Origin of the sequence: Leifsonia sp. EB34 (genome assembly GCF_041260585.1) — a bacterium.
Classification (GTDB): domain Bacteria; phylum Actinomycetota; class Actinomycetes; order Actinomycetales; family Microbacteriaceae; genus Leifsonia.
The window spans coordinates 90,703-109,377 of sequence record NZ_JBGCCV010000001.1 but is presented as its reverse complement, the minus strand read 5'-3'; the positions used below and the strand labels follow the sequence as shown (position 1 = coordinate 109,377).

Below are 18,675 nucleotides of genomic sequence, written 5' to 3'. Positions count from 1 at the left end.
ACTCAAGCGGTTGTCAGTCCCGGTCGGACCGCGGCTGCCCGCCAGGAATCTGATCAAGTCGGTGTCGGAATATCTTTCGACTTCCGATTCGAGCCAAGGCGCGTGGGGCGCAGCCTCACCTCTTCCGGTTTGATGCAAGACAGCCCGATGAAGGCTCGCTTCTTGCTCGCGTGCCCACACTTTGCCCACACTTTTCTGAAATCACATTGAATCGACGTGATCACCTGGACATGAAAAGGCGCGAAATTCTGCGGAATTTCCGCCTAATTGGGGCGCTCGACGACGTCTGGCGGGGGTTCGATTCCCCCCATCTCCACCATTCGGTCGTCGTCGCGCGTTGTTGAGGTTCAGGCCCTCGGGCCGGCGCCCGCTTCCGAAGGCTCGTCGCCCTCGTCCCGTTGCCGTGGCCCCGCCGCCACTCACGGGAGCTGCCGCTCATCCGGCGTACGCATTTCTCCGTATCCCCGCCGCGCGCCCGTTCCTCCATCATGGGGGTTGGAGGTGGACCCCCATGTCTGAACCGGAAGCGGCCGACGTCGACCACGTCGAGGAGCGCACCCTGATCGCCTTCCCCGTGTCGGTGGTCCCCGTGCACGAGCACGCGCACCCGCACGCGGCCGATCATTCCTGAGCGATCCTCACTGAGAATCCTCGAATATTGCGAGCCAGCGGAACCCGGACGGTCGTATTCTGTCGCGCAGGTGCGCCGGGGGCGCAGCGCGGGCGCGATCATGGATGTTCGGGCACAGGTTCTGTCGGTCAGCTACGACGTCGACGGCGTCGTCGGGACGGACGCGCGCGTGCGCACCATCGCCGAGTCGCTCGACGGGCTCCTCCCGTCGGACCACTCCGGGTGGGCCGACATCGGAGCGGTGCCCGGTGATGTCACCCTCATCGCCCGCTACGGCCCGGAGCGCCCCGTCATCGTGGACGCCGTGAAGCGGACGGCCGACGCGCATCCGACGATGCTGGCCTTCCGCCGCCGCCCGCAGTCCGTGGATCCGATCCGCTTGAGCGACCAGCTCGAGCTTCGGCAGTGGCGCCGGCACGAGGTCTACTCCGACCTGTTCCGGCTGATGGGTACCACCTATCAGCTCGCGCTCCCGGTCCGACCGCTGGCGAGCGGCCGGCTGCGGACCTGGGTGTTCAACCGGGCGCACCGCGATTTCGACGACGACGAGCTCGAGCTGGCCCGCCGGCTGCAACCCCTCCTGGCCGCGGTCGACCCGGTCGCGGCCGACACTCGCCCGGCCGTTGCGTCCCCGGCGTTGGCCGCGCGGTCCGGCCTCACCGCCCGCGAGGCGGAGATCCTCGGAATGCTCGGCGACGGGATGACCGCCCACTCGATCGCGTACGTGACCCGGGTCAGCCCGCGGACGGTGCAGAAGCACATCGAGCACATCTACGCGAAGCTGGGCGTGCACGACCGCGTCTCCGCCGCCCTCCTCGCCGCGGACCGGCTCACGCGTCCGTAGTTCTGCGTATGGCGCCGCCTGCCGGACATAGGCCACGATCGCAGCGATCGGGGGTGCACGATGCTCATCCAGGCGGCCGCGTGCGCGGTCGTTGCCGTGGCGCTGCTGGCGATGCCGCCAGGGCAGCACGCCCACGTCGGCACGTCGACGGACCGGAACGCGACGGTCGTCTACATCGACCCGTTCGAGCACGCCGGGGTGCGTCCGATCGCCTACACGCCGCCCCGCTGACCTGAAGGAGACTCCCATGTCCGTGATCGTGATCATGAAGATCCCCGCCGACACCGACACCTTCCGGGCGTCGCTCACCGAACGCGCCGACGACTACCGCTCGCTCAAAGAGCAGGCCCAGGCCGCGGGCGGCATCCACCACCAGTACATCGTCGGCGACGGCTTCGGAGTGCTGCTGGACGAGTGGGAGAGCCTGGAAGCGTTCCAGGCGTTCTTCGCCCAGCCGGCCATCCAGGAGTTCACCGCGGCGGTCGGCGGTGACACGAGCGTCCCCGCGGAGGTCACGGTGGGGGTCGCGGTGGACTCGCCGGACAAGTACTGAAGGCGCGCCGTCGGCGCGGTGTGTCGCCCTGCTCGTCCGCTTGCGATCGAGCAGATATCGAGAAGCGCGCTCCTCGTCCCGGACCGTAGATTGAACGCAGTTCGTCCGATCGAAGGGGACACTCATGGCCGACACCACGTTCAGCACGGAGGAGAAGGCGGCGATGCGCGCCGCCGTCGCCGAGAAGAAGGCGCAGCAGGCCGGGGCGGACGCCGCCGCCGCGTGCGCGGAGGCGATCGCGGCGATGACCGGCGCCGACCGCGAGCTCGCGGAGGCCTTCCACCAGCTCGTCATGGACAACACCGACCTGGCGGCGAAGACCTGGTACGGGATGCCGGCGTACGCCGACGCCGACGGCAAGGTCGTCGTCGCGTTCAAGCCGGGGTCCAAGTTCAAGATCCGCTACGCCACGATCGAGTTCCAGCAGCCCGCCGCCCTGGACGACGGCAACGTCTGGCCGGTCGGGTTCGCCCTGACCGGGCTGGAGGACGCCGACAAGGAGCGGGTCGCGCAGCTCCTCCGCACGGCCGTCGGCGGCTGACGCGACGCGACCCGCACCGCTGCGCGCGTCGCGGCCGCGGACGTGGTTGGATGAGCGCGTGACGCACTCTCCCGACGGCCTGCCCGCTGCCGCGCGCTCGCGCGTGGAGCAGCAGGCCGCGAGCGGGGTGCGCTCGTCGCTCTTCTCCGCTCCGGCGGCGGCCGCGGCGCGCAGCGCGGGGCTGCTGGCGGTCGGGGAGGTCTTCGGCGGCATGGTCGTCAACCTCGGCTGGACCGGCACCGGCTGCGCCTGGTGGAGTGCGACCGGGCCGACGATCGGTCCGGCCACGATGCTGAACCGCACCGCGTGGCGTTCGCCGGTCACCACCTCCGGCGGCACCACCTACGCCGGCTTCGCGCCCTACGTGAAGGCGTTCGAGTCCGCCTGGTACGGCGCGGTGCGGCGGATGCTCGCCGAAGCCCGCGCTCTCGGCGCCCACGGCGTGGTCGGTGTGACCGTGCGGCGCTCCCGGCTGGACGGGTCGGCGTGGGAGTTCACGGCGCTCGGCACCGCGGTGCGCTCCGACGACCCGCTGCTCGTGCCGTACCCGAAGAACCGTGGCGACGTGTGGAGCACGAACCTCTCGGTCGAGGACACGGCCTCCGGCATCCTCAGCGGCTACGCGCCCGGCGAGCTGCTGCTCGGGATCTCCGTCTCGACCAAGCACGAGGACTACGAGCTGCGCACCCAGCGGACGAGCTGGGTGAACGGCGAGGTGACGGGGATGACGGAGCTCATCCAGGCGGCGCGTGCGGAGGCCCTGCACCGGCTGGAGAGGCGCGCCAGCGCGGCCGCCGGCGCCCAGCTCGTCGTGACCGACCTCCACCTGGGGGAGTTCGAGACGCCGTGCGGCGAGGAGAAGGACCTCCACGCCGAGGCCACCGTGATCGGGTCCACCCTGATCCCCGTCCCGCGCTACAGCCGCCGCGCCGAGCTGTCCGCCGTCAGCACCGTCATCCCGCTCAGCGACCTGAGTCCGCGCGTCTGAGATTCACCACCCGAGACCCACCACCCGAGAGGAACCGCCGTGTCCGACCCGTTCTCCAGCGTCACCCTGCCCAGCGACGCACGGGCGCGCCTCGCCGACGGGAAGGCGCGGCTGTTCACCTCCGACCTGTCGGTGAACGAGTTCCTGCTCGTCCGGCAGGCGGGATTCCGGCCGGTCGGCCTCGTGCTCGGCTCCAGCGTCTACCATGTGGGAATCCAGGCTCGTAAGTGGAGCAAGAACATGGAACTCGAGAAGCTCAGCCAGGCGATGTACCACGCCCGGGAGCTCGCGATGACCCGCATGGAGGCCGAGGCCGACGCGCTCGGCGCGGACGGGATCGTCGGGGTGCGGCTCGAGATCGAGTTCAAGGAGTACGGCAACGACCTCGCCGAGTTCGTCGCGGTCGGAACGGCCGTGGTCGCCGACGAGAAGCCGCCGACCGGCACCTGGCGCAACAACAAGCGGATGCCGTTCACCTCCGACCTGTCCGGTCAGGACTTCTGGACGCTCATCCAGTCCGGCTACGTCCCGCAGGGCCTCGTCATGGGCACCTGCGTCTACCACATCGCCCACCAGGGCATGATGGCGACCATGAACAACCTCGGCTCGAACGTGGAGATCACAGCGTTCACCGAGGCGCTCTACGACGCCCGCGAGCTTGCGATGGGCCGCATGCAGGCCGAGGCGGAGGCGCTCGACGCGGAGGGCGTCGTCGGCGTCCAGCTCCTGTCGCTGCCGCACCGCTGGGGCGGCCACACCACCGAGTTCTTCGCCATCGGCACGGCGGTCCGCCCGCTGCGCGACGACCACGTCATTGCCACCCCCAACCTCGTCCTCCCGCTGACCGACGGCGGACGATGACCGAACCCGCCGAGGCGACCGCCGACCCGCAGACGTTCCTGACCGACCTGGTCGAGAGCGTCGGGGGCGCCCTGCCGCCGGCGCTCGCCGCCCGGGTGCTGGTGGTCGAGCGGAAACGGACGCTCGCCGACCGCGTCTCCGGCCGGCCGGGGTCCATCACCCGGGTCAGCCTGATCGGAACCGAGGAGACCCTCACTCTCGGCTACGAGCCGGGGCCGCACTGGCAGGGGGAGGCGCACCGCGTCTACGGCGGGGTGACGATCGCGCGCCGCGCCCTCGGGCTCGGGGACTGGCTCACCGCGTTCGCGGGACGGGTCGCGGCCCTCGCCGCGGAGGCCGCCGGGGACGCCGCCACCTCCTCGCGCGCGTTGCAGACCCTCGGCCTGGAACCCGCCGGGTCGGAGATCCAGGTGCGGGACAGCGCGATCGAGGGCGACCTCCGGACGCTGCCCGCGCGCCTCGGCCACCGGGTGCCGGACGAGGCGGTCGCGCTGGTCGGGCGGATCGGCGACCTCCTGATCGACGCCCTCCCGCGGGTCGCCGGGCAGGGCGAGCCGGAGGTCGTGGTGCGACGGACGGCGACCGTCTACCTCCCCGATACGCTGCGCGCGTACCTGTCGCTGCCGGCGGACTGGGCGGCCGACCACGTCTTCCCGGACGGCACGACCGCCGCGGCGGCGCTGGTCGGGCAACTCGCGGACCTGGAGCGGGCGGCGAAGCGGATGCGGGACGCCGCCGTCGAGCAGGACGCGTCGGCGCTGCTGGTCAACGGGAGGTTCCTGTCGGAGCGGTTCGGGGCCTCGCGGCTCGACCTGCCCTGAGCCCACCTGCACTGACTCGACCGGCCCTCAGCAAGCCGCGCGCGCAGGCCCCGCACCGCGTCAACTGCTCGTGTTCGAGTGCGACCTCTCCAGGTAGCTGCGGGAGCGGGAGACCTGCTGCTCCAGCGCGTCCACCGTCTTCGCCATGCTCTCGACCGCCTTCACGCGGTAGCTGTCGATGGAGTCCATCGTCGCGAACACGTTGTCGAAGGCGTGCTGCAGCGTCTCCAGGCTGACGCCGGTGGACACGGCGTCCTCGTGGACGCGCGCCGTCTGCTGGCGCAGCAGCTCGCCGGTGCGGTCGATCATGGAGTTCGTCGCGTCGTTGAGCGCGCTGATCTGGTCGAGCACCAGCTCCTGGTTGCCGAGCGCCTGCGCGACGATGATCGCGGTGCGGAGGGCCGCGACCGTGGTCGTGCGGGCGCGCTCGACGCCCTTGATCAGCTCCACGTTGTTCTTGCGGATGGCGTCGAGCGCGAGGTAGCCCTGCACGGAGACGGCGATCTGCGTCGTCAGGTCCTGGCGGCGCTGGCGGATGGGGAACAGCGCGTCGGCGAGCAGCGCGTCGGCGCGGCGCGGGTCGGTCGCGCGGAGCTCGGCGGCGCGCGCCTCGATCGAGTCGTCGAGGGCCTTGGCGAGCGTGGCGTACTCGCCGAGCTTGCCCATCGTCGCCCACAGGTTGGTGCGCTCCAGGTCGATGGCGGCGTTGTCCTTGAGGAGGGCGTCCTGGCCGGAGATGAGCGCGGTGATGATCGCGTCGAGCTGCTTCTGCGCCGGCTGGTACCGCTCGAAGTACCGCATCAGCGACTTGCCGCCCGGCAGCTTGCCGAAGAAGCCCTTGGAGCCGGCGAGGTTCGCGTGGCCGGGGTCGAGGTCGGTGATCGTCGTGCGGAGCTGCTGCAGCGTCTGCGCCACCTGCGTCTGCGGGTCGGAGGGGCCGCCGCGACCGCGGGCCGCGGCGAGCGAGGACTCCGGCCGCTGCAGCATCCGGTTGGACACCTCGGAGGACGACCGGATCTCCTGGACGCCCATCCGCGCGATCTCGTCGACGCGGCGGGTGAACTCGGGACTGCCCGGCTCCACCCCGGCGAGCCCGGCGACGAACTCGTCCGCCTTGGCGGCGAGCTCGGCCCGCTTGTCGGGCGGCACGGCCACCATCCCGACGGCCTGGTCGCCGCCGACCTCCGGCACCGCGGCGGGAGGCGTGAGGTTGACCCCGGCCGGCGGCTGCTCCGGAGGCGTCAACGGCTGGTTGAGGTCGAGCTCGGACATCGGTACTCCTCCCCGGGGTCGGGCGCGGAACGGTGCTGCGCCCGACGACAAGACACTTGAGCCAACACTAGAACGAACAGTGCGGCCCACGCGCGCGGTTCGGGTGACTCGCAGGTGGGCGATCGCCCTACGCCGTCGGCTCCCGGTCCTTCCCGACCGCCGGCGTGAACCCGGTGACCGGCTGGCTCTCGTCGAACGCCGCCGCCCGCCGGCGGAAGCCCCGCGTGAGCACCAGCAGATACGCGAACCCGATCGCCGTCCAGATCAGGCCGCCGATCAACGCGTCCGCATGCAGGTTCGCCCACAGGATCCCCGTGAGCAGCATGCCGATCCCGGGGAGGACGATGAAGCGCACGATGTCGCCGAACGTGCGCCTGCGGCCCTGCCGGATGGCGAACCAGGCGATCACCGAGACGTTGACGAAGGTGAAGGCGATCAGCGCGCCGAAGTTGATGAACGCCGAGATCAGCTCGAGCGAGAACGACATCGCCAGCAGGCAGATCGCGCCGACCAGGACGATGTTCAGCGTGGGCGTGTGCGTCTTCGGGTCGATGTACCCGAAGAAGCGGCGGGGGAGGACGTTGTTGCGGCCCATCACCAGCAGCATCCGGGACACCGACGCGTGCGACGCCAGGCCGGAGGCGAGCGTGGCCGCGAAGCCGGCCGAGACGAAGATCGCCTGGAAGACCGGGCCGCCGACGAGGAGGCCGATCTGAGGGAGCGGGTCGTCCGTGAACTCGCCGAACGGCGCGTTCGTCGGGAATCGGAGCTGCGTGAAGAACCCGGCGATGAGGAAGATCGCCCCGCCGATCACCACCGTCAGCAGGATGGCGCGCGGCATGACCTTCGGCGTCTTCGCCTCCTCGGCGTACATCGTCACCGCGTCGAAGCCGATGAACGAGAAGCAGACCACCGTCGCTCCGGTGAGCACGGCCGAGAGGGTGACGCCGTCGTGGAAGAACGGCTTCACCGAGGCGACCGTGCCGTCGCCCGCGCCGTTCGCGAGCTGCGCGACCACCATGGCGACGAACACCGCCATCACGACGACGGCGAAGACCAGCAGGATCATGTTGATGTTCGAGGTGCCGCGCATCGTGAAGTAGATCAGCGACGTCACCGACGCGCAGTAGAGCACGACCCAGATCCAGCCGGGGACGCCGGGGAAGACCTGCTCCAGGTAGAGCCGGATGATCAGGCAGTTCACCATCGGCAGCAGCACGTAGTCGATGAGGGAGGTCCAGCCGACCATGAAGCCGAGGTTCGGGTGGATGGACTCCCGCACATACGTGTAGGCCGACCCGGCGCTCGGGATGGCGCCCGCCATCTTGCCGTAGCTGACCGCGGTGAACATCATCACGACAAGCGCGACCAGGTAGGCCGCCGGCACGGCTCCGTTGGTCTCGTCGGAGACGATGCCGAAGGTGTCGAACACGACGGTCGGCGTCATGTACCCGAGGCCGAGACCGACGATGGCCCACAGCCCGAGGCTGCGGCGCAGCGTGCCGGATCGCGCGGGCGCGGGCGCAGTGGACGTCGTCATGGGCTCTCCTTCGGGAACGGATCGGCGCACCGGCAGGGGGCCAGCCGGTCGACTTTCCGCGACCCTAGCAGGAGAAGAGCACTTTTCTGAAAGAACCCACAGAAACGCGAGCGTGTCGCTCAGCGCGTGGAGGTCGCGATCACCCAGTCCAGCGCGACCGGCAGCGCCGTCAGCACCGAGACGTGGCCCTCGCGCGGCCGCAGCCAGAGCTCGCCGCGGCGCAGGCGCTCCAGCATCCAGCCGGCGTGCGTGGCCGGGATGACGCGGTCGCGTCCGCCCTGCACGAGGAGAGTCGGGGCGGTCACCGCGCCCAGTTCGACGCCCCACGGGGTGACGTACGCGAGGTCGTCGTCCACCTCGCCGGTGTGCCCCTCGGCCGCACCGGCACCGGCGTCGGCTCCGAGCGCGGCCCACGCACCCTGGAGGGTCTCGTAGTCGCGGTCCGTGAACGACTCCGGCTCGAACTCGGCGGTCTCGGCGCACGCCGCGCGGGCGTCCCGGCCGGCGAGCGCGGCGCGCAGGCCGCCCGGGTCGGCCATCCCGGCGAACCAGTCGACGTCGCCCCAGTACGGCGCGATCCCGGCCAACGACACCACGGCGCTCACCCGCGAGGGGGCGAGCGCCGCGCAGGCGAGCGCGTGCGGGCCGCCGCCGGAGGCGCCGAGCGTGGCGAAGCGGTCGACGCCGAGCGCGTCGAGGACGGCGAGCACATCGGACGCCGCGTCGGCCACGGTCCGGCCCGCTAGGGCGTCGGAGCCCGGGTAGCCGGGCCGGGCGACCGAGACGACGCGGAGGCCGCGGGCGGCGGCCGCGTCCGCGATCGGCTGGATGACGGCTCCGGTCTGCGGCGTGCCGTGGTGCCAGACGACGACAGGAGCGTCGGAGTCATCCGCGCCTCCCGTGTCGAAGAACCGCACCGCCCGGCCGTCGGGACGTGTGACGCTCCCGACCCGGCCTCCCGTCAGCTCCGCCATCCGTCCACCTCGGCCTGCAGCTCGGCCTTTCGCCCGGCGCTCGCGAACGACGCGTCGATGGAGGTGCGTGCGAACCGCTCGGTCTGCTCCGCCGTGACGCCGAGCGCGTCCCGGATCGCGAGGTAGTTGTCGCCGATGTAGCCGCCGAAGTAGGCCGGGTCGTCGGAGTTCACCGTGACGCGGACCCCCGCGGCGTCGAGCCGCAGCAGCGGGTGCGCGCTCAGGTCGGGAACCGTGCGCAGCCGGACGTTGGACAGCGGGCACACGGTCAACGGGATGCCGTCCGCGGCCAGGCGCGCCATCAGCTCCGGGTCCTCCGCCGCCCGGATGCCGTGGTCGACGCGCTCCACGCCGAGCAGGTCGAGCGCCTGCACGATGTAGGCGGGCGGGCCCTCCTCGCCGGCGTGCGCCACCGCGTGCAGCCCGGCGTCCTTCGCCCGGGCGAACACGTCCGCGAACAGCTCCGGCGGATAGCCGACCTCGGCCGAGTCCAGCCCGACCCCGAGCAGCCGCTCGGGCCGGGTGAGCGCGGCGGTCAGGATGGCGTCGGCGGACTCCACCGGCTGGTCGCGCAGGAAGCACAGGATGAGGCCGCCTGACATCCCGAGGTCGCGCTCGGCCTCCGCCAGCGCCCCGCTGATCCCGTCCACGACGGCCTCGATCGGGACGCCGCGCGACACGTGGGCCTGCGGGTCGAAGAACAGCTCGGCGTGCCGCACACCCTGCGCGGCGGCCGTCCGGAGGTAGCGGCGGGTGAGCTCGGCGAAGTCGTCCTCGGTGCGCAGCACGGCCATCGTCGCGTAGTACAGATCGAGGAACGACTGCAGGTCGGAGAAGTCGTACTGCGCGGCAAGCTCCTCGACGGACGCGTACGGCAGCGCGACACCGTTGCGCCCGGCGAGCTCGAACGCCAGGTCGGGTTCGAGGGTGCCCTCGATGTGCAGGTGGAGTTCGGCTTTCGGCAGGGCGAGCAGGGCGTCGTCGGAGGGCGGCGTGGTCATGGTTCGATCCTCCCACCGAACGGGGCCGGGATGGTCATCGGGGCGGGACGGTCATCGGGGCGCGGCGGAGGCCGGGACGCGCCGCCGTGCGGCTCGCCGCAACGCGTGCGCCGCGCCGGCCGCGACGAGGACGAGGACCACGCCTGCCGCTGCGGCCACGGCCTCGGTCAGGCCGATCGCGCCCCAGAGCGGCCCCATGATTCCGTTCGTCACCGCAAGGGTGACGCCGGTGGCGGTGGCGAGCACGGAGGTCGCGGTGGCGCGGATCACGTCGGGAAACAGCGCCTGCGCCCACACGGCGAGCGTGGTGAGTGCGACGCCGAGCATCACCTCGGCGAGGACGTAGGCGACGATCGCGCCCGCGGTCCCGAGCAGCACCGCGCCGAGGCCGATATTGAGGACCGTCAGCGCGACTGCGAGCACCCCTGTCGCCGGGAGCCGCCTCGTCCCGTGCGTCGCTCCGGCTCCCGCCGCGATCGCAAGGGACAGGACCAGCAGGACGACGCCGAGCAGGCCGTCCTCGACCCCGACGATGTCGGTCGCCATCGGCTGCCAGGTCAGGATGACGATGCCCAGATCGATGGAGGTCAGCATGCCGAAGAGCAGCAGCATCCGTGCGCGGCGTGAACCGACAACCCGGACGCCCTGGAGGATGGAGCGACCGATCGGAGTCGCCGCGCGCCGCGGCGAGTCAGGCCACGCGAACGTGACCCAGACCGCCGCGGCGACGAGCAGCGCGCCCGCCAGCGCGATGGCGAGCCCGTCGGTGGCCGCCCGGCCGCCCAGCGCGACGAGGATCGCGCCGGCGGCCGCGGCCGTCCACCGGATCGTCTCGGTGCCCCGAATCGCGGTGTCGCCGTGCTCGGCGGCACCGTGGGCGTTGAGCGTGTTCACCAGGAGCGCCGTCGACGCTCCGCTGTGCAGGGCCAGCCCGGCGGTCCACAGCAGGATCGCGACGGCGAACACCGCGGGGGAGGCCGCGAGCGAGAAGACGACGAGCCCGACGCCCCAGACGAGAAGGCCGCCACTGACCAGCCGCTTGTGGCCGAACCTGTCACCCCAGGCGCCGCTCGGGGTGTCGAGAAGCAGCGCGGTGACCGCGGGCAGAGCGAGGAGGCCGCCGATCATCGCGGCCTCCAGGCCGCGCTGGCCCATGAACGTCACGAAGGTCGCGCCGAACACGAAGTCGGCGACCGCGACCAAGCCGGTCAGCACACGGACTTTGACGACAAGACTTCGCATCACGAATGTAAAGTCTAACCGCGCACGAGCGCCGTCTCATCCCACCGGCGTACTCGCATCCGTCCCATGCCGGATGCCGCGCCGACACCACCCCCATACGCTCGACTCCGTGCCCTTCCTCGCCCGCCGCCGCGCCGCCCTGATCGTGGTCGCGTTCGCCACCGTCGTCGCCGGCCTGACCGTCCACGAGACCTTCCAGAGCGCGGCCGGCGCGTTCGCGGGGGACGCGCTCTACGCGGCGCTCATCGTCCTGCTGGTCGCCGTCGTGGTGCCGCGGGCGTCGAGCGTGGTCGTCGGCGCTGTCGCCTTCGCGATCTGCGCCGCCGTGGAGGTGTTCCAGCTCACCGGTGTGTCCGCGCACCTGTCGGCGACGATCCCGGGCGCCGAGCTGGTGCTCGGGTCCACGTTCCAGTGGCCCGACCTGGTCGCCTACGCGGTCGGGGCGGCACTGGCTGCCGCGGTCGACGCGGGGGTCAGGAGACGCGCAGCAGGATCTTGCCGAGGTGGGCGGACGACTCCATCCTCCGGTGCGCCTGCGCCGCGTCCGCGAGCGGGAACACCGAGTCGATGACCGGGCGCACCCGGCCGGACTCCAGCAGCGGCCAGACGTGCTCGCGCACGGCGGCGATGATCGCGACCCGTTCGGCGAGCGGACGGGCGCGCATCGTCGTGCCCTGGAGGCGGGCGCGTTTCATCATCAGGAGACCCATGTCGACGCTGGCCGGAGTGCGGTCGCGCACGGCGATCGACATGATGCGGCCGCCGATGGCGAGGGCCTCCAGGTCGCGGGCGATGTACGTGCCGCCGACGATGTCGAGGACGACGTCGGCGCCGTGGCCGTCGGTGAACGCGCGCACCGCCTCCACGAAGTCGTCGGTGCGGTAGTCGACGGCGGCGTCTGCGCCGAGGCCGCGGCAGAAGGCGGCCTTCTCGGGGCTGCCCGCGGTCGCGATCACCGGCGAGCCGAGGGCGTGGGCGAGCTGGATGGCCATGCTGCCGATCCCGCTGGAGCCGCCGTGGACCAGCAGGGTCTCGCCGGGCCCCAGCGCGCCGAGGTCGAACACGTTCGACCAGACCGTCGCGGCCACCTCGGGCAGGCCCGCGGCCTCCACCGGGTCCACGTTGGACGGGATCGGGAGGACGAGACCGGCGTCCACCGTGACGTACTCGGCGTAGCCGCCGCCGGGCAGCAGCGCGCAGACGAGGTCGCCCTCGCGCCAGCGCCCGGGCTCGACCTCCGCGCCGACCGCGTCGATGACGCCGGACACCTCGAGGCCGGGCCACTCCGGGGCGCCGGGAGGCGGCGGGTAGAAGCCGCGGCGCTGGCTGAGGTCGGCGCCGTTCAGGCCGGCGGCGATCACGCGGATGCGGACCTCGCCGGGCGCAGGCTGCGGCTCGGGGACGTCGGCGACGGTCAGGACCTCCGCGTCGCCCGGCTGCGGCACGACCACGGCGCGCATCAGCGGACCGCCGATCCCGTGACGGGCTTGCGCCCCAGCACGTCCCGGATGCGCACCTTGCTCGAGTACTCGATCGACCCGTAGCGGAACAGCCGCACGGCCAGTCGGAGCACGACGTACGAGAGGGCGAACAGCTCGACGATGATGACGATCGCCTGCCAGAGCGGCAGCGACCCGAACGCGTTGAGGATCAGCGCGGTGATCGGCGCCGTGTACGGGAAGAACGCCAGGACCTGCACGATCGGCGCCTCCGGCGTGCTGACCGCGTAGCTGGACGCGTAGACCGGGATGACGACGGCGAAGACGACCACGGAGAAGAACGGGGCCGCGTCCTTCGCGGTCGGCATCACCGCGCCGACCGCGACGAGCGTCCCGGTGAACAGCGCGAACCCGCCGATGGTGATCAGCGCCCCGATGAGCATCTTCTGCGGGTCGAACACCAGCGAGCTCAGGTCGAGGTTCGGGAGGGCGAGCTGGTCGCGGAAGAACAGGTAGCCGACCACGACCGGCAGGGCGAACACCGCTATCTGGATGATGCCGACCGCGAACAGCGACACCACCTTGCCGACCAGGAGGTTCGTCGGGTTGATCGTCGTCAGGATCATCTCGGTGACCCGGTTCTCCTTCTCCTCCAGGGTCGAGTTGAGCATCTGGTTGCCGAGGAAGACGATCACGATGAAGAACGCGGCCAGGAAGATCAGCGGCGGCAGGATGCCCTGGAAGCCGGGCGCGACCGCGCCGTCCTTGAACGTGGTGGTGGAGGTGTTCGTCTCGCCGCGGAGAATCGCGACGTCCACCGGGCTGTTCAGCTTCTGCTCCACGCTCGTCGCCAGCAGCGACTGGGCGACGGCGGAGTACTTGCTGTTCGCGAACACGCCCGCGTCGGCCCCGTAGACCTTGATCGTCTGCTTCGACGGGTCGGCCGGGTAGTCGAAGAAGGCCGGAGTGCCGCCGATCTGCACCTCCTCGACGCCCGCGGAGCTGCTGGCGACCTCCTTGCCGCCGTAGCCGGCCGCGACGGTCGGGTCGACCAGGCCGGAGGCGTCGGCGTAGAGGAAGTCGAAGCGCGCGTTCTTCTGCTGGTCCGCGGTGTTGGCGCTGGAGACGTTCGCTGAGATGACGAGCGCGCCGAGCCCGAACACCAGGATCGGCAGGATCAGCGTCACCGCCCAGAAGCTGCGCTTCTTGATCGTGCGGGTGAACTCGAACCCGATGACGGTGGAGAGGTTGTGGCGGGCCATTGTCAGTCCTCCTGGCTCTCGGCGCCGTAGACCTCGACGAAGATGTCGTCGAGCGATTTGCGGGTGGGGGCGAAGCGTGTGACGTGGAGGCCGGCGTCCACCAGGCTCCGCAGGATCGCCGCGGTGTCGGCGTCGTTCGCGACCTCTAGCTCGGCGTGGCCGCCCTCGTCCGTCGCGACGCGGTAGGCGGGGGAGGCGGGGATGGTGCCGTCGTGGTCGACGTGGACGACCGTGCCGCCGAACTGCTCCTGCACCTCGGAGACCGTGCCGTAGGCGCGGGAGACGCCGTCCTTGAGGAGGATGACGCGGTCGCAGAGCCGCTCCACCTCCTCCATCTGATGGGTCACCATCATCACAGTGGAGCCGGCGCGCTTCTGGTCGTCGATGATGTCCATGAGCAGCCGCCGGTTGACCGGGTCGAAGCCCTTCGTCGGCTCGTCGAGGATGAGCAGCTCCGGCTGGTTCATGATCGTGACGCCGAGCTGCACCTTCTGCTGCTGGCCGCCGGAGAGCTTGTCGAGCCGGACCTTCTCCTTGTCGCCGATGCCGACACGCTCCAGGTATTCGCTCGACCAGCGCCGCGCCTTCTCGGCGCCGAGCCCCTTCAGCCTCCCGAAGTAGACCATCACGTCGATGACGGACTCCTTCTTGTAGAGGCCGCGCTCCTCCGGCAGGTAGCCGAGCCGCTCGCCGGCCTCCGGGGAGAACTCCTTGCCGTCGATGTGCAGGACGCCCGCGGTCGGCTGGTAGATGCCCAGCAGCGCGCGGATGGTCGTGGTCTTGCCCGAGCCGTTGCTGCCGAGGAAGCCGAAGGTCTCGCCGCGGACGATGTCGAACGAGAGGTCGCGGATCACGGTGGTCCGCCCGAAGTCCATGCGGAAGCCGGAGATGTGCACGAGGGGCTCGTCGCTGTGGGTGTTCACACGGTCGAGCCTATTGGGTGGAGGGTGCCGCAGTCGCGGGAAACCGGGCCTATGAAAGCGTTGTCCCGCGTTGCCTGCTCGGTGTATTACTCCGCTACGCGAGCGCGTCGAGGAGCGCCGCGTGCAGCAGCCCGTTCGACGCCAGCGACGAGCCGTGCGACGGCCCCGGCTCGCCTGTCACCGAGGTGAAGACGCCGCCGGCCTCCTCCACGATCGGGATGAGCGCGGCGAGATCGTAGGTCTTGACGTCGAACTCGCCCACCGCGTCCAGCAGCCCCTCGGCCAGCAGCATGTACGCCCACATGTCGCCGTACGCGCGGTCCCGCCACACCCGCCGGGTGAGCGCGACGAGCCGTTCGAGGTAGCCGGCCTGGTCCCACTGGGCGATGCTCTGGAAGCTGATCGACGCGTTCGCGAGGTCGTCGACCGCCGACACCCGGATGCGCCGCGGCTCGGCTCCCGCGGAGTCGGTCGTCCACGCGCCGCCGCCCGCGGCCGCCCACCAGCGCCTGCCGAGCGCGGGGGAGCTGACGACTCCGAGCACCGGCCTGCCGTTCTCGGCAAGCGCGATCAGCGTCCCCCACACCGGGACGCCGCGCAGGTAGTTGGAGGTCCCGTCGATCGGGTCGAGGATCCACTGCCGTGCGGTGTCGCCCTCGGTGCCGTACTCCTCGCCCAGGATGCCGTCGCCGGGCCGCTCGGCGGCGAGCGCCTCCCGGATGGCCCGCTCGACCGCCAGGTCGGCCTCGGTGACGAACGTGCGATCCGGCTTGGTGTCGACGTGGAGGCCGCGCTCCCGGAAATGCGCGGACGAGATCGAGTCGGCGAGGTCGGCGAGCCGCAGCGCGAACGCCAGGTCGTCGGAGAGCAGCGGGGCGGAGTCGCGTGCGTCGGTCACGCCAGGAGCCTAGCGGGCCACCGGCGGACACGCCCGGGCGGACGGCGGGGCCGGCTCGATTGGCGTCGCGCCCGAAACGGATGCTAATGTTGAGCCTCGGTCCGGGAAACCGGAGCGAATGCGCCTCTAGCTCAATCGGCAGAGCAATTGACTCTTAATCAATGGGTTCAGGGTTCAAGTCCCTGGGGGCGCACCCAACACCGCAGGTGGCGAGAAGCCCCCGATCCCTTGGAAACAGTGGGATCGGGGGCTTCTTCGTTGTGGTGAGCCGGTGCATGATCTGGCCGTTTGCCCACATTTTGCCCACATCTGATTTCGCCGCCGCGCATCCATCGGGCTTTTGGAGCACGCACGGGCAAGCGCGGAGGACTGATGTGGTCAGCTGACGCCGCCGTGAAGGCGAATCGTGTCCCGCAACCCTTCGGCACAAGAGATCGATAGCCTTCATCCATCAGTTGCCTCCTATCCGAGGTAATCGATGGAAAGCTGGTGCTGGAGTCGTGAAGTCTTTTGCGTGGGTGCCAATGGCCGTATGTGCGGTTGCAGTCGTGACCGGCTTGGCTACCGCGCTTATCGGCGTTCCGGGGGTCTATGGAACAACCTCCGTCCTGTTGCTTGCTGGCCTCGTGTTTGCCGTATCGCTGGGAGTCTCATACTTTGCGGTGAGGCAAGACGCGCGACGCACGTCGAGTGCATTCATTCGGGAACTCCTCTCACGAGGGTTCTGGGGCGCATCTCGCGCCTTTCGTGTGGGCTTCGTATCCCTCGCAGCAGTGGCGGTCGTGATATTTGCCGCTGGAGCTGTCGCGCTGCCTCGCGGAGCGTCGCTTGAGTCAGACGGGAACGGCTATTACAGCGTCAACTCCGGTCAACGGGTTGCGCTGACTCCGGCGGAGGCGCAGTACCTCCAGGACGCCCGGGACATCTTTCTGCCGATCGGGGGTGCCATGCTGCTCAGTACAATCTCGGTCGGCCTATTGCGTGGTTCCGCGCTTCTGCGCGGCCAGAAGCGGAGCGGACTCCGCTGGGGTCTGTAAGAGTATGAGGAGTCGTTGGGAGTCCCGGTAGTTTACGTCTGGTCTCAGGTCCAGACCGAGCCCACCCAGCTCGTCTTCGGAGTACCTGCATATCGGGACCACAGTTAGGCATTCGGATGGATCTGGATCAGAAGGCGGGTGTGTCGGCGTCCATTCTGCTCGGCACCTGGGAATAGCCGCTCCATGGGCTACGCCATTCTCCGACGCCAGGAACAAGCGGCTGGTATATCTGGACCGGCGACTTGGCTGACGAGGACGACTTCTTTCATCCCTGGCACTTGGCTCATCTGATCGTCCTTGATCCTGCGCTGCCTCGTCTTCTGGATGGACCTCCTGGCTCTCGATTCCTCATTGCGCCCGGCTATGAGGACGTGTGGCACGATGCATCGCTTCTCGATGTGTAGACCGCGGACTGTTGATGCGGGACGCAGCGGTAGGAGTTCCCGTTACAGTTAGGCACCTCAGCAACGGACTAAGCCATGAACAACTGGCCCGACGCGTGAGGAAGTGTCCGAACTCATCGACGAGACGACACGTCGGCATGTCGAGTGGTGCGTAGGATCGCGAAGAGCGCCTACGGAAGGCCCGGGCGTATCCCTGCCTGCCGGCGTGCTGCACGGCGTCCCCACGCGCGCGAAGCGTCGCAAGTTCGAGCGAGGCACACAGAAGCATCGGACATGGTTCTTCGCCTTCGTTGGTGAGGATGGCTATTTGGCCTTCCACGAGAGGCCATGAACGGTCGCGATTCATTGCGACGATGCTTGATGAAAGCCGGAAGGATGAACATCCCCCGCTTCGGACGACCATGGCGCAGCGACTCTGTTTCCGGGCACAGCTAGGGATCCTCCACGGCAAGCGTGCGGTGACGGATCCCTCAACGGGCGTGGGCAGCTGATCCGGGGGGCAGATGGTCGGTTAGAGTCCCAATATGCCGATCTATCGCCGCCATTCCAGTAAGACCGGGCAATGGGTCGAGGACCGTCTCCAGCCCTCCCGGTTGGCTGTTGAAGCCGATGCGGAGGTCTGGTTCGCGCTTCCGCGGGAGGGTAACGAGGATCAGGTCTGGGAAGCCCTGAACGGGAGGATCATTAGCGCCGACCTCGTGGAACTGCGGGCAGTCCCGGCCCTGGCAGATGGTGTGGGCTTTGGTGACAAGGTCACGGTGATTCCTTCCGCTGAGGGCTTTCTCGTTGTCAATGGCGTAGGAGAGCGAAGCACGTTCGCGACGTTTCGAATCTGGCTTGGTGAGGAAACCCCACAATCCGTGACGTGGCAGCAGGTTACGGAGACATTCGCCCAGCTCGGTTGTCTTGTCGACGTCTATTCGGAGAAGTTGATCGCGCTCGCGTGCGAAGCCAGAACGTTGACGGAGTCCGCGCGGAGTTGGAGTCGCTGTCTGGGGTCTCGGGACTGGCATGGGAACAAAGCGCGTAATTGCGCCCGATGGCGAGAGCAACGACGCCCGGTAGAGGACCCGCTATCGGGCGCCGCCTCAACTAGCCGCCTTGGTGTTCGGTGGGACGCTCATCATCCAGGGCATCCGTATGATCCGCGACGGCCGCGCCACGCTCCGCGAGGAGCCCATGCCAGACGAGCGGCGGCGGGGATCTTGATCGTCGGAACGGTGCTCGGGACGCTCGCCGCGTGCGAAATTCCGCCGGCCAACTGGTCGGCCGAGGTTAACAAGATGAGCACCGTCTCGGTGCTCCCGCTGAAGGATGGCTTCCCGGGATTAGCGGAGATGACCTCCTCGCGGGTCTGAATTGGGCGGGGGCGAGAGCGACGGGCTTTGACCTGTCTGCGGACGAAGTGCTAGCGAGGCTACCGGCATTGATACCGGCCGGATGG

General features: G+C 69.8%; 18 protein-coding genes and 1 tRNA gene. 10 read left to right on the top strand and 9 right to left on the bottom strand.

The genetic code is table 11. The annotated features are described in order from the left end of the window. Positions 1–731 precede the first annotated feature (731 nt). From ABIA36_RS00550 to ABIA36_RS00520, 7 genes are all read left to right on the top strand, one after another. Complete coding sequence (locus ABIA36_RS00550) at positions 732–1,475, top strand: LuxR C-terminal-related transcriptional regulator (RefSeq protein WP_369960197.1); 744 nt, start codon at positions 732–734, stop codon at positions 1,473–1,475. 60 nt (positions 1,476–1,535) lie between these two features. Continuing rightward, positions 1,536–1,706, top strand: coding sequence for a hypothetical protein (locus ABIA36_RS00545; protein WP_369960195.1), 171 nt, complete (start codon positions 1,536–1,538; stop codon positions 1,704–1,706). Positions 1,707–1,722: 16 nt separating this feature from the next. Further along, positions 1,723–2,028 (top strand): hypothetical protein, encoded by a 306-nt coding sequence (locus tag ABIA36_RS00540; protein ID WP_369960193.1) that lies wholly within the window; start codon positions 1,723–1,725, stop codon positions 2,026–2,028. A 124-nt stretch (positions 2,029–2,152) separates the two neighbouring features. After that, entirely contained in the window at positions 2,153–2,569 is a 417-nt protein-coding gene (locus ABIA36_RS00535) for a hypothetical protein (RefSeq protein ID WP_369960191.1), read from the top strand. 58 nt (positions 2,570–2,627) lie between these two features. Then, the gene (locus ABIA36_RS00530) at positions 2,628–3,557 is read left to right on the top strand and encodes a heavy metal-binding domain-containing protein (protein WP_369960189.1); all 930 of its coding nucleotides are present in this window, start codon (positions 2,628–2,630) and stop codon (positions 3,555–3,557) included. A gap of 39 nt (positions 3,558–3,596) precedes the next feature. After that, a complete protein-coding gene (locus ABIA36_RS00525) occupies positions 3,597–4,418 on the top strand; it encodes a heavy metal-binding domain-containing protein (protein WP_369960187.1) in 822 nt (273 codons plus the stop codon). Then, a complete protein-coding gene (locus ABIA36_RS00520) occupies positions 4,415–5,239 on the top strand; it encodes a hypothetical protein (RefSeq protein ID WP_369960186.1) in 825 nt (274 codons plus the stop codon). Before ABIA36_RS00525 ends, ABIA36_RS00520 begins: the two co-directional genes overlap by 4 nt. A gap of 60 nt (positions 5,240–5,299) precedes the next feature. Here the strand turns inward: ABIA36_RS00520 and ABIA36_RS00515 are convergent, their stop codons facing one another. The 5 genes from ABIA36_RS00515 to ABIA36_RS00495 all read right to left on the bottom strand — a co-directional run bounded on the left by ABIA36_RS00515 (position 5,300) and on the right by ABIA36_RS00495 (position 11,268). After that, complete coding sequence (locus tag ABIA36_RS00515) at positions 5,300–6,511, bottom strand: toxic anion resistance protein (RefSeq protein WP_369960184.1); 1,212 nt, start codon at positions 6,509–6,511, stop codon at positions 5,300–5,302. Positions 6,512–6,638: 127 nt separating this feature from the next. Then, complete coding sequence (locus ABIA36_RS00510; protein ID WP_369960182.1) at positions 6,639–8,051, bottom strand: APC family permease; 1,413 nt, start codon at positions 8,049–8,051, stop codon at positions 6,639–6,641. 119 nt (positions 8,052–8,170) lie between these two features. Next, complete coding sequence (locus ABIA36_RS00505; protein ID WP_369960180.1) at positions 8,171–9,025, bottom strand: alpha/beta fold hydrolase; 855 nt, start codon at positions 9,023–9,025, stop codon at positions 8,171–8,173. Further along, positions 9,013–10,026, bottom strand: a complete 1,014-nt coding sequence (locus tag ABIA36_RS00500; protein WP_369960178.1) for an adenosine deaminase — start codon at positions 10,024–10,026, stop codon at positions 9,013–9,015. The genes ABIA36_RS00505 and ABIA36_RS00500 overlap by 13 nt, the downstream gene beginning before the upstream one ends. A 51-nt stretch (positions 10,027–10,077) precedes the next feature. After that, complete coding sequence (locus ABIA36_RS00495) at positions 10,078–11,268, bottom strand: MFS transporter (RefSeq protein WP_369962047.1); 1,191 nt, start codon at positions 11,266–11,268, stop codon at positions 10,078–10,080. 109 nt (positions 11,269–11,377) lie between these two features. Between ABIA36_RS00495 and ABIA36_RS00490 the strand changes: the two genes are divergently transcribed. Further along, the gene (locus ABIA36_RS00490; RefSeq protein WP_369960176.1) at positions 11,378–11,839 is read left to right on the top strand and encodes a DUF2809 domain-containing protein; all 462 of its coding nucleotides are present in this window, start codon (positions 11,378–11,380) and stop codon (positions 11,837–11,839) included. On the opposite strand, the gene ABIA36_RS00485 is transcribed toward ABIA36_RS00490, so the two are convergent. The 4 genes from ABIA36_RS00485 to hisN form a co-directional block, all read right to left on the bottom strand. Beyond that, positions 11,742–12,728 carry an NAD(P)H-quinone oxidoreductase gene (locus ABIA36_RS00485; protein WP_369960174.1) on the bottom strand — a complete coding sequence of 329 codons (987 nt, stop codon included), beginning with the start codon at positions 12,726–12,728 and terminating at the stop codon, positions 11,742–11,744. The two genes, ABIA36_RS00490 and ABIA36_RS00485, sit on opposite strands and share 98 nt — an antisense overlap. Continuing rightward, positions 12,728–13,969, bottom strand: coding sequence for an ABC transporter permease (locus ABIA36_RS00480; RefSeq protein ID WP_369960172.1), 1,242 nt, complete (start codon positions 13,967–13,969; stop codon positions 12,728–12,730). The genes ABIA36_RS00485 and ABIA36_RS00480 overlap by 1 nt, the downstream gene beginning before the upstream one ends. A 2-nt stretch (positions 13,970–13,971) precedes the next feature. Next, on the bottom strand, positions 13,972–14,844 hold the full coding sequence (locus ABIA36_RS00475; protein ID WP_369962046.1) for an ABC transporter ATP-binding protein: 873 nt from the start codon (positions 14,842–14,844) through the stop codon (positions 13,972–13,974). Between the two features lie 142 nt (positions 14,845–14,986). Continuing rightward, a complete protein-coding gene (gene hisN, locus ABIA36_RS00470; RefSeq protein ID WP_369960171.1) occupies positions 14,987–15,790 on the bottom strand; it encodes a histidinol-phosphatase in 804 nt (267 codons plus the stop codon). Positions 15,791–15,910: 120 nt separating this feature from the next. Here hisN and ABIA36_RS00465 point away from each other — a divergent pair. Next, positions 15,911–15,983, top strand: a tRNA-Lys gene (locus ABIA36_RS00465). A 1,772-nt stretch (positions 15,984–17,755) separates the two neighbouring features. Continuing rightward, positions 17,756–18,589: a DUF4265 domain-containing protein gene (locus tag ABIA36_RS00460; RefSeq protein WP_369960168.1), complete on the top strand. Its 834-nt coding sequence runs from the start codon at positions 17,756–17,758 to the stop codon at positions 18,587–18,589. The last annotated feature ends 86 nt before the right edge of the window (positions 18,590–18,675 follow it).

Bases quoted from the DNA above. Each gene is read 5' to 3' on its own strand.
- ABIA36_RS00540 (WP_369960193.1), top strand. From the start codon at position 1,723: ATGTCCGTGATCGTGATCATGAAGATCCCCGCCGACACCGACACCTTC.
- ABIA36_RS00510 (WP_369960182.1), bottom strand. From the start codon at position 8,051: ATGACGACGTCCACTGCGCCCGCGCCCGCGCGATCCGGCACGCTGCGC.
- ABIA36_RS00550 (WP_369960197.1), top strand. From the start codon at position 732: ATGGATGTTCGGGCACAGGTTCTGTCGGTCAGCTACGACGTCGACGGC.
- ABIA36_RS00495 (WP_369962047.1), bottom strand. From the start codon at position 11,268: ATGCGAAGTCTTGTCGTCAAAGTCCGTGTGCTGACCGGCTTGGTCGCG.
- ABIA36_RS00505 (WP_369960180.1), bottom strand. From the start codon at position 9,025: ATGGCGGAGCTGACGGGAGGCCGGGTCGGGAGCGTCACACGTCCCGAC.
- ABIA36_RS00480 (WP_369960172.1), bottom strand. From the start codon at position 13,969: ATGGCCCGCCACAACCTCTCCACCGTCATCGGGTTCGAGTTCACCCGC.
- ABIA36_RS00485 (WP_369960174.1), bottom strand. From the start codon at position 12,728: ATGCGCGCCGTGGTCGTGCCGCAGCCGGGCGACGCGGAGGTCCTGACC.
- ABIA36_RS00515 (WP_369960184.1), bottom strand. From the start codon at position 6,511: ATGTCCGAGCTCGACCTCAACCAGCCGTTGACGCCTCCGGAGCAGCCG.
- ABIA36_RS00520 (WP_369960186.1), top strand. From the start codon at position 4,415: ATGACCGAACCCGCCGAGGCGACCGCCGACCCGCAGACGTTCCTGACC.
- ABIA36_RS00535 (WP_369960191.1), top strand. From the start codon at position 2,153: ATGGCCGACACCACGTTCAGCACGGAGGAGAAGGCGGCGATGCGCGCC.
- ABIA36_RS00545 (WP_369960195.1), top strand. From the start codon at position 1,536: ATGCTCATCCAGGCGGCCGCGTGCGCGGTCGTTGCCGTGGCGCTGCTG.
- ABIA36_RS00460 (WP_369960168.1), top strand. From the start codon at position 17,756: ATGCCGATCTATCGCCGCCATTCCAGTAAGACCGGGCAATGGGTCGAG.
- ABIA36_RS00500 (WP_369960178.1), bottom strand. From the start codon at position 10,026: ATGACCACGCCGCCCTCCGACGACGCCCTGCTCGCCCTGCCGAAAGCC.
- ABIA36_RS00475 (WP_369962046.1), bottom strand. From the start codon at position 14,844: ATGGACTTCGGGCGGACCACCGTGATCCGCGACCTCTCGTTCGACATC.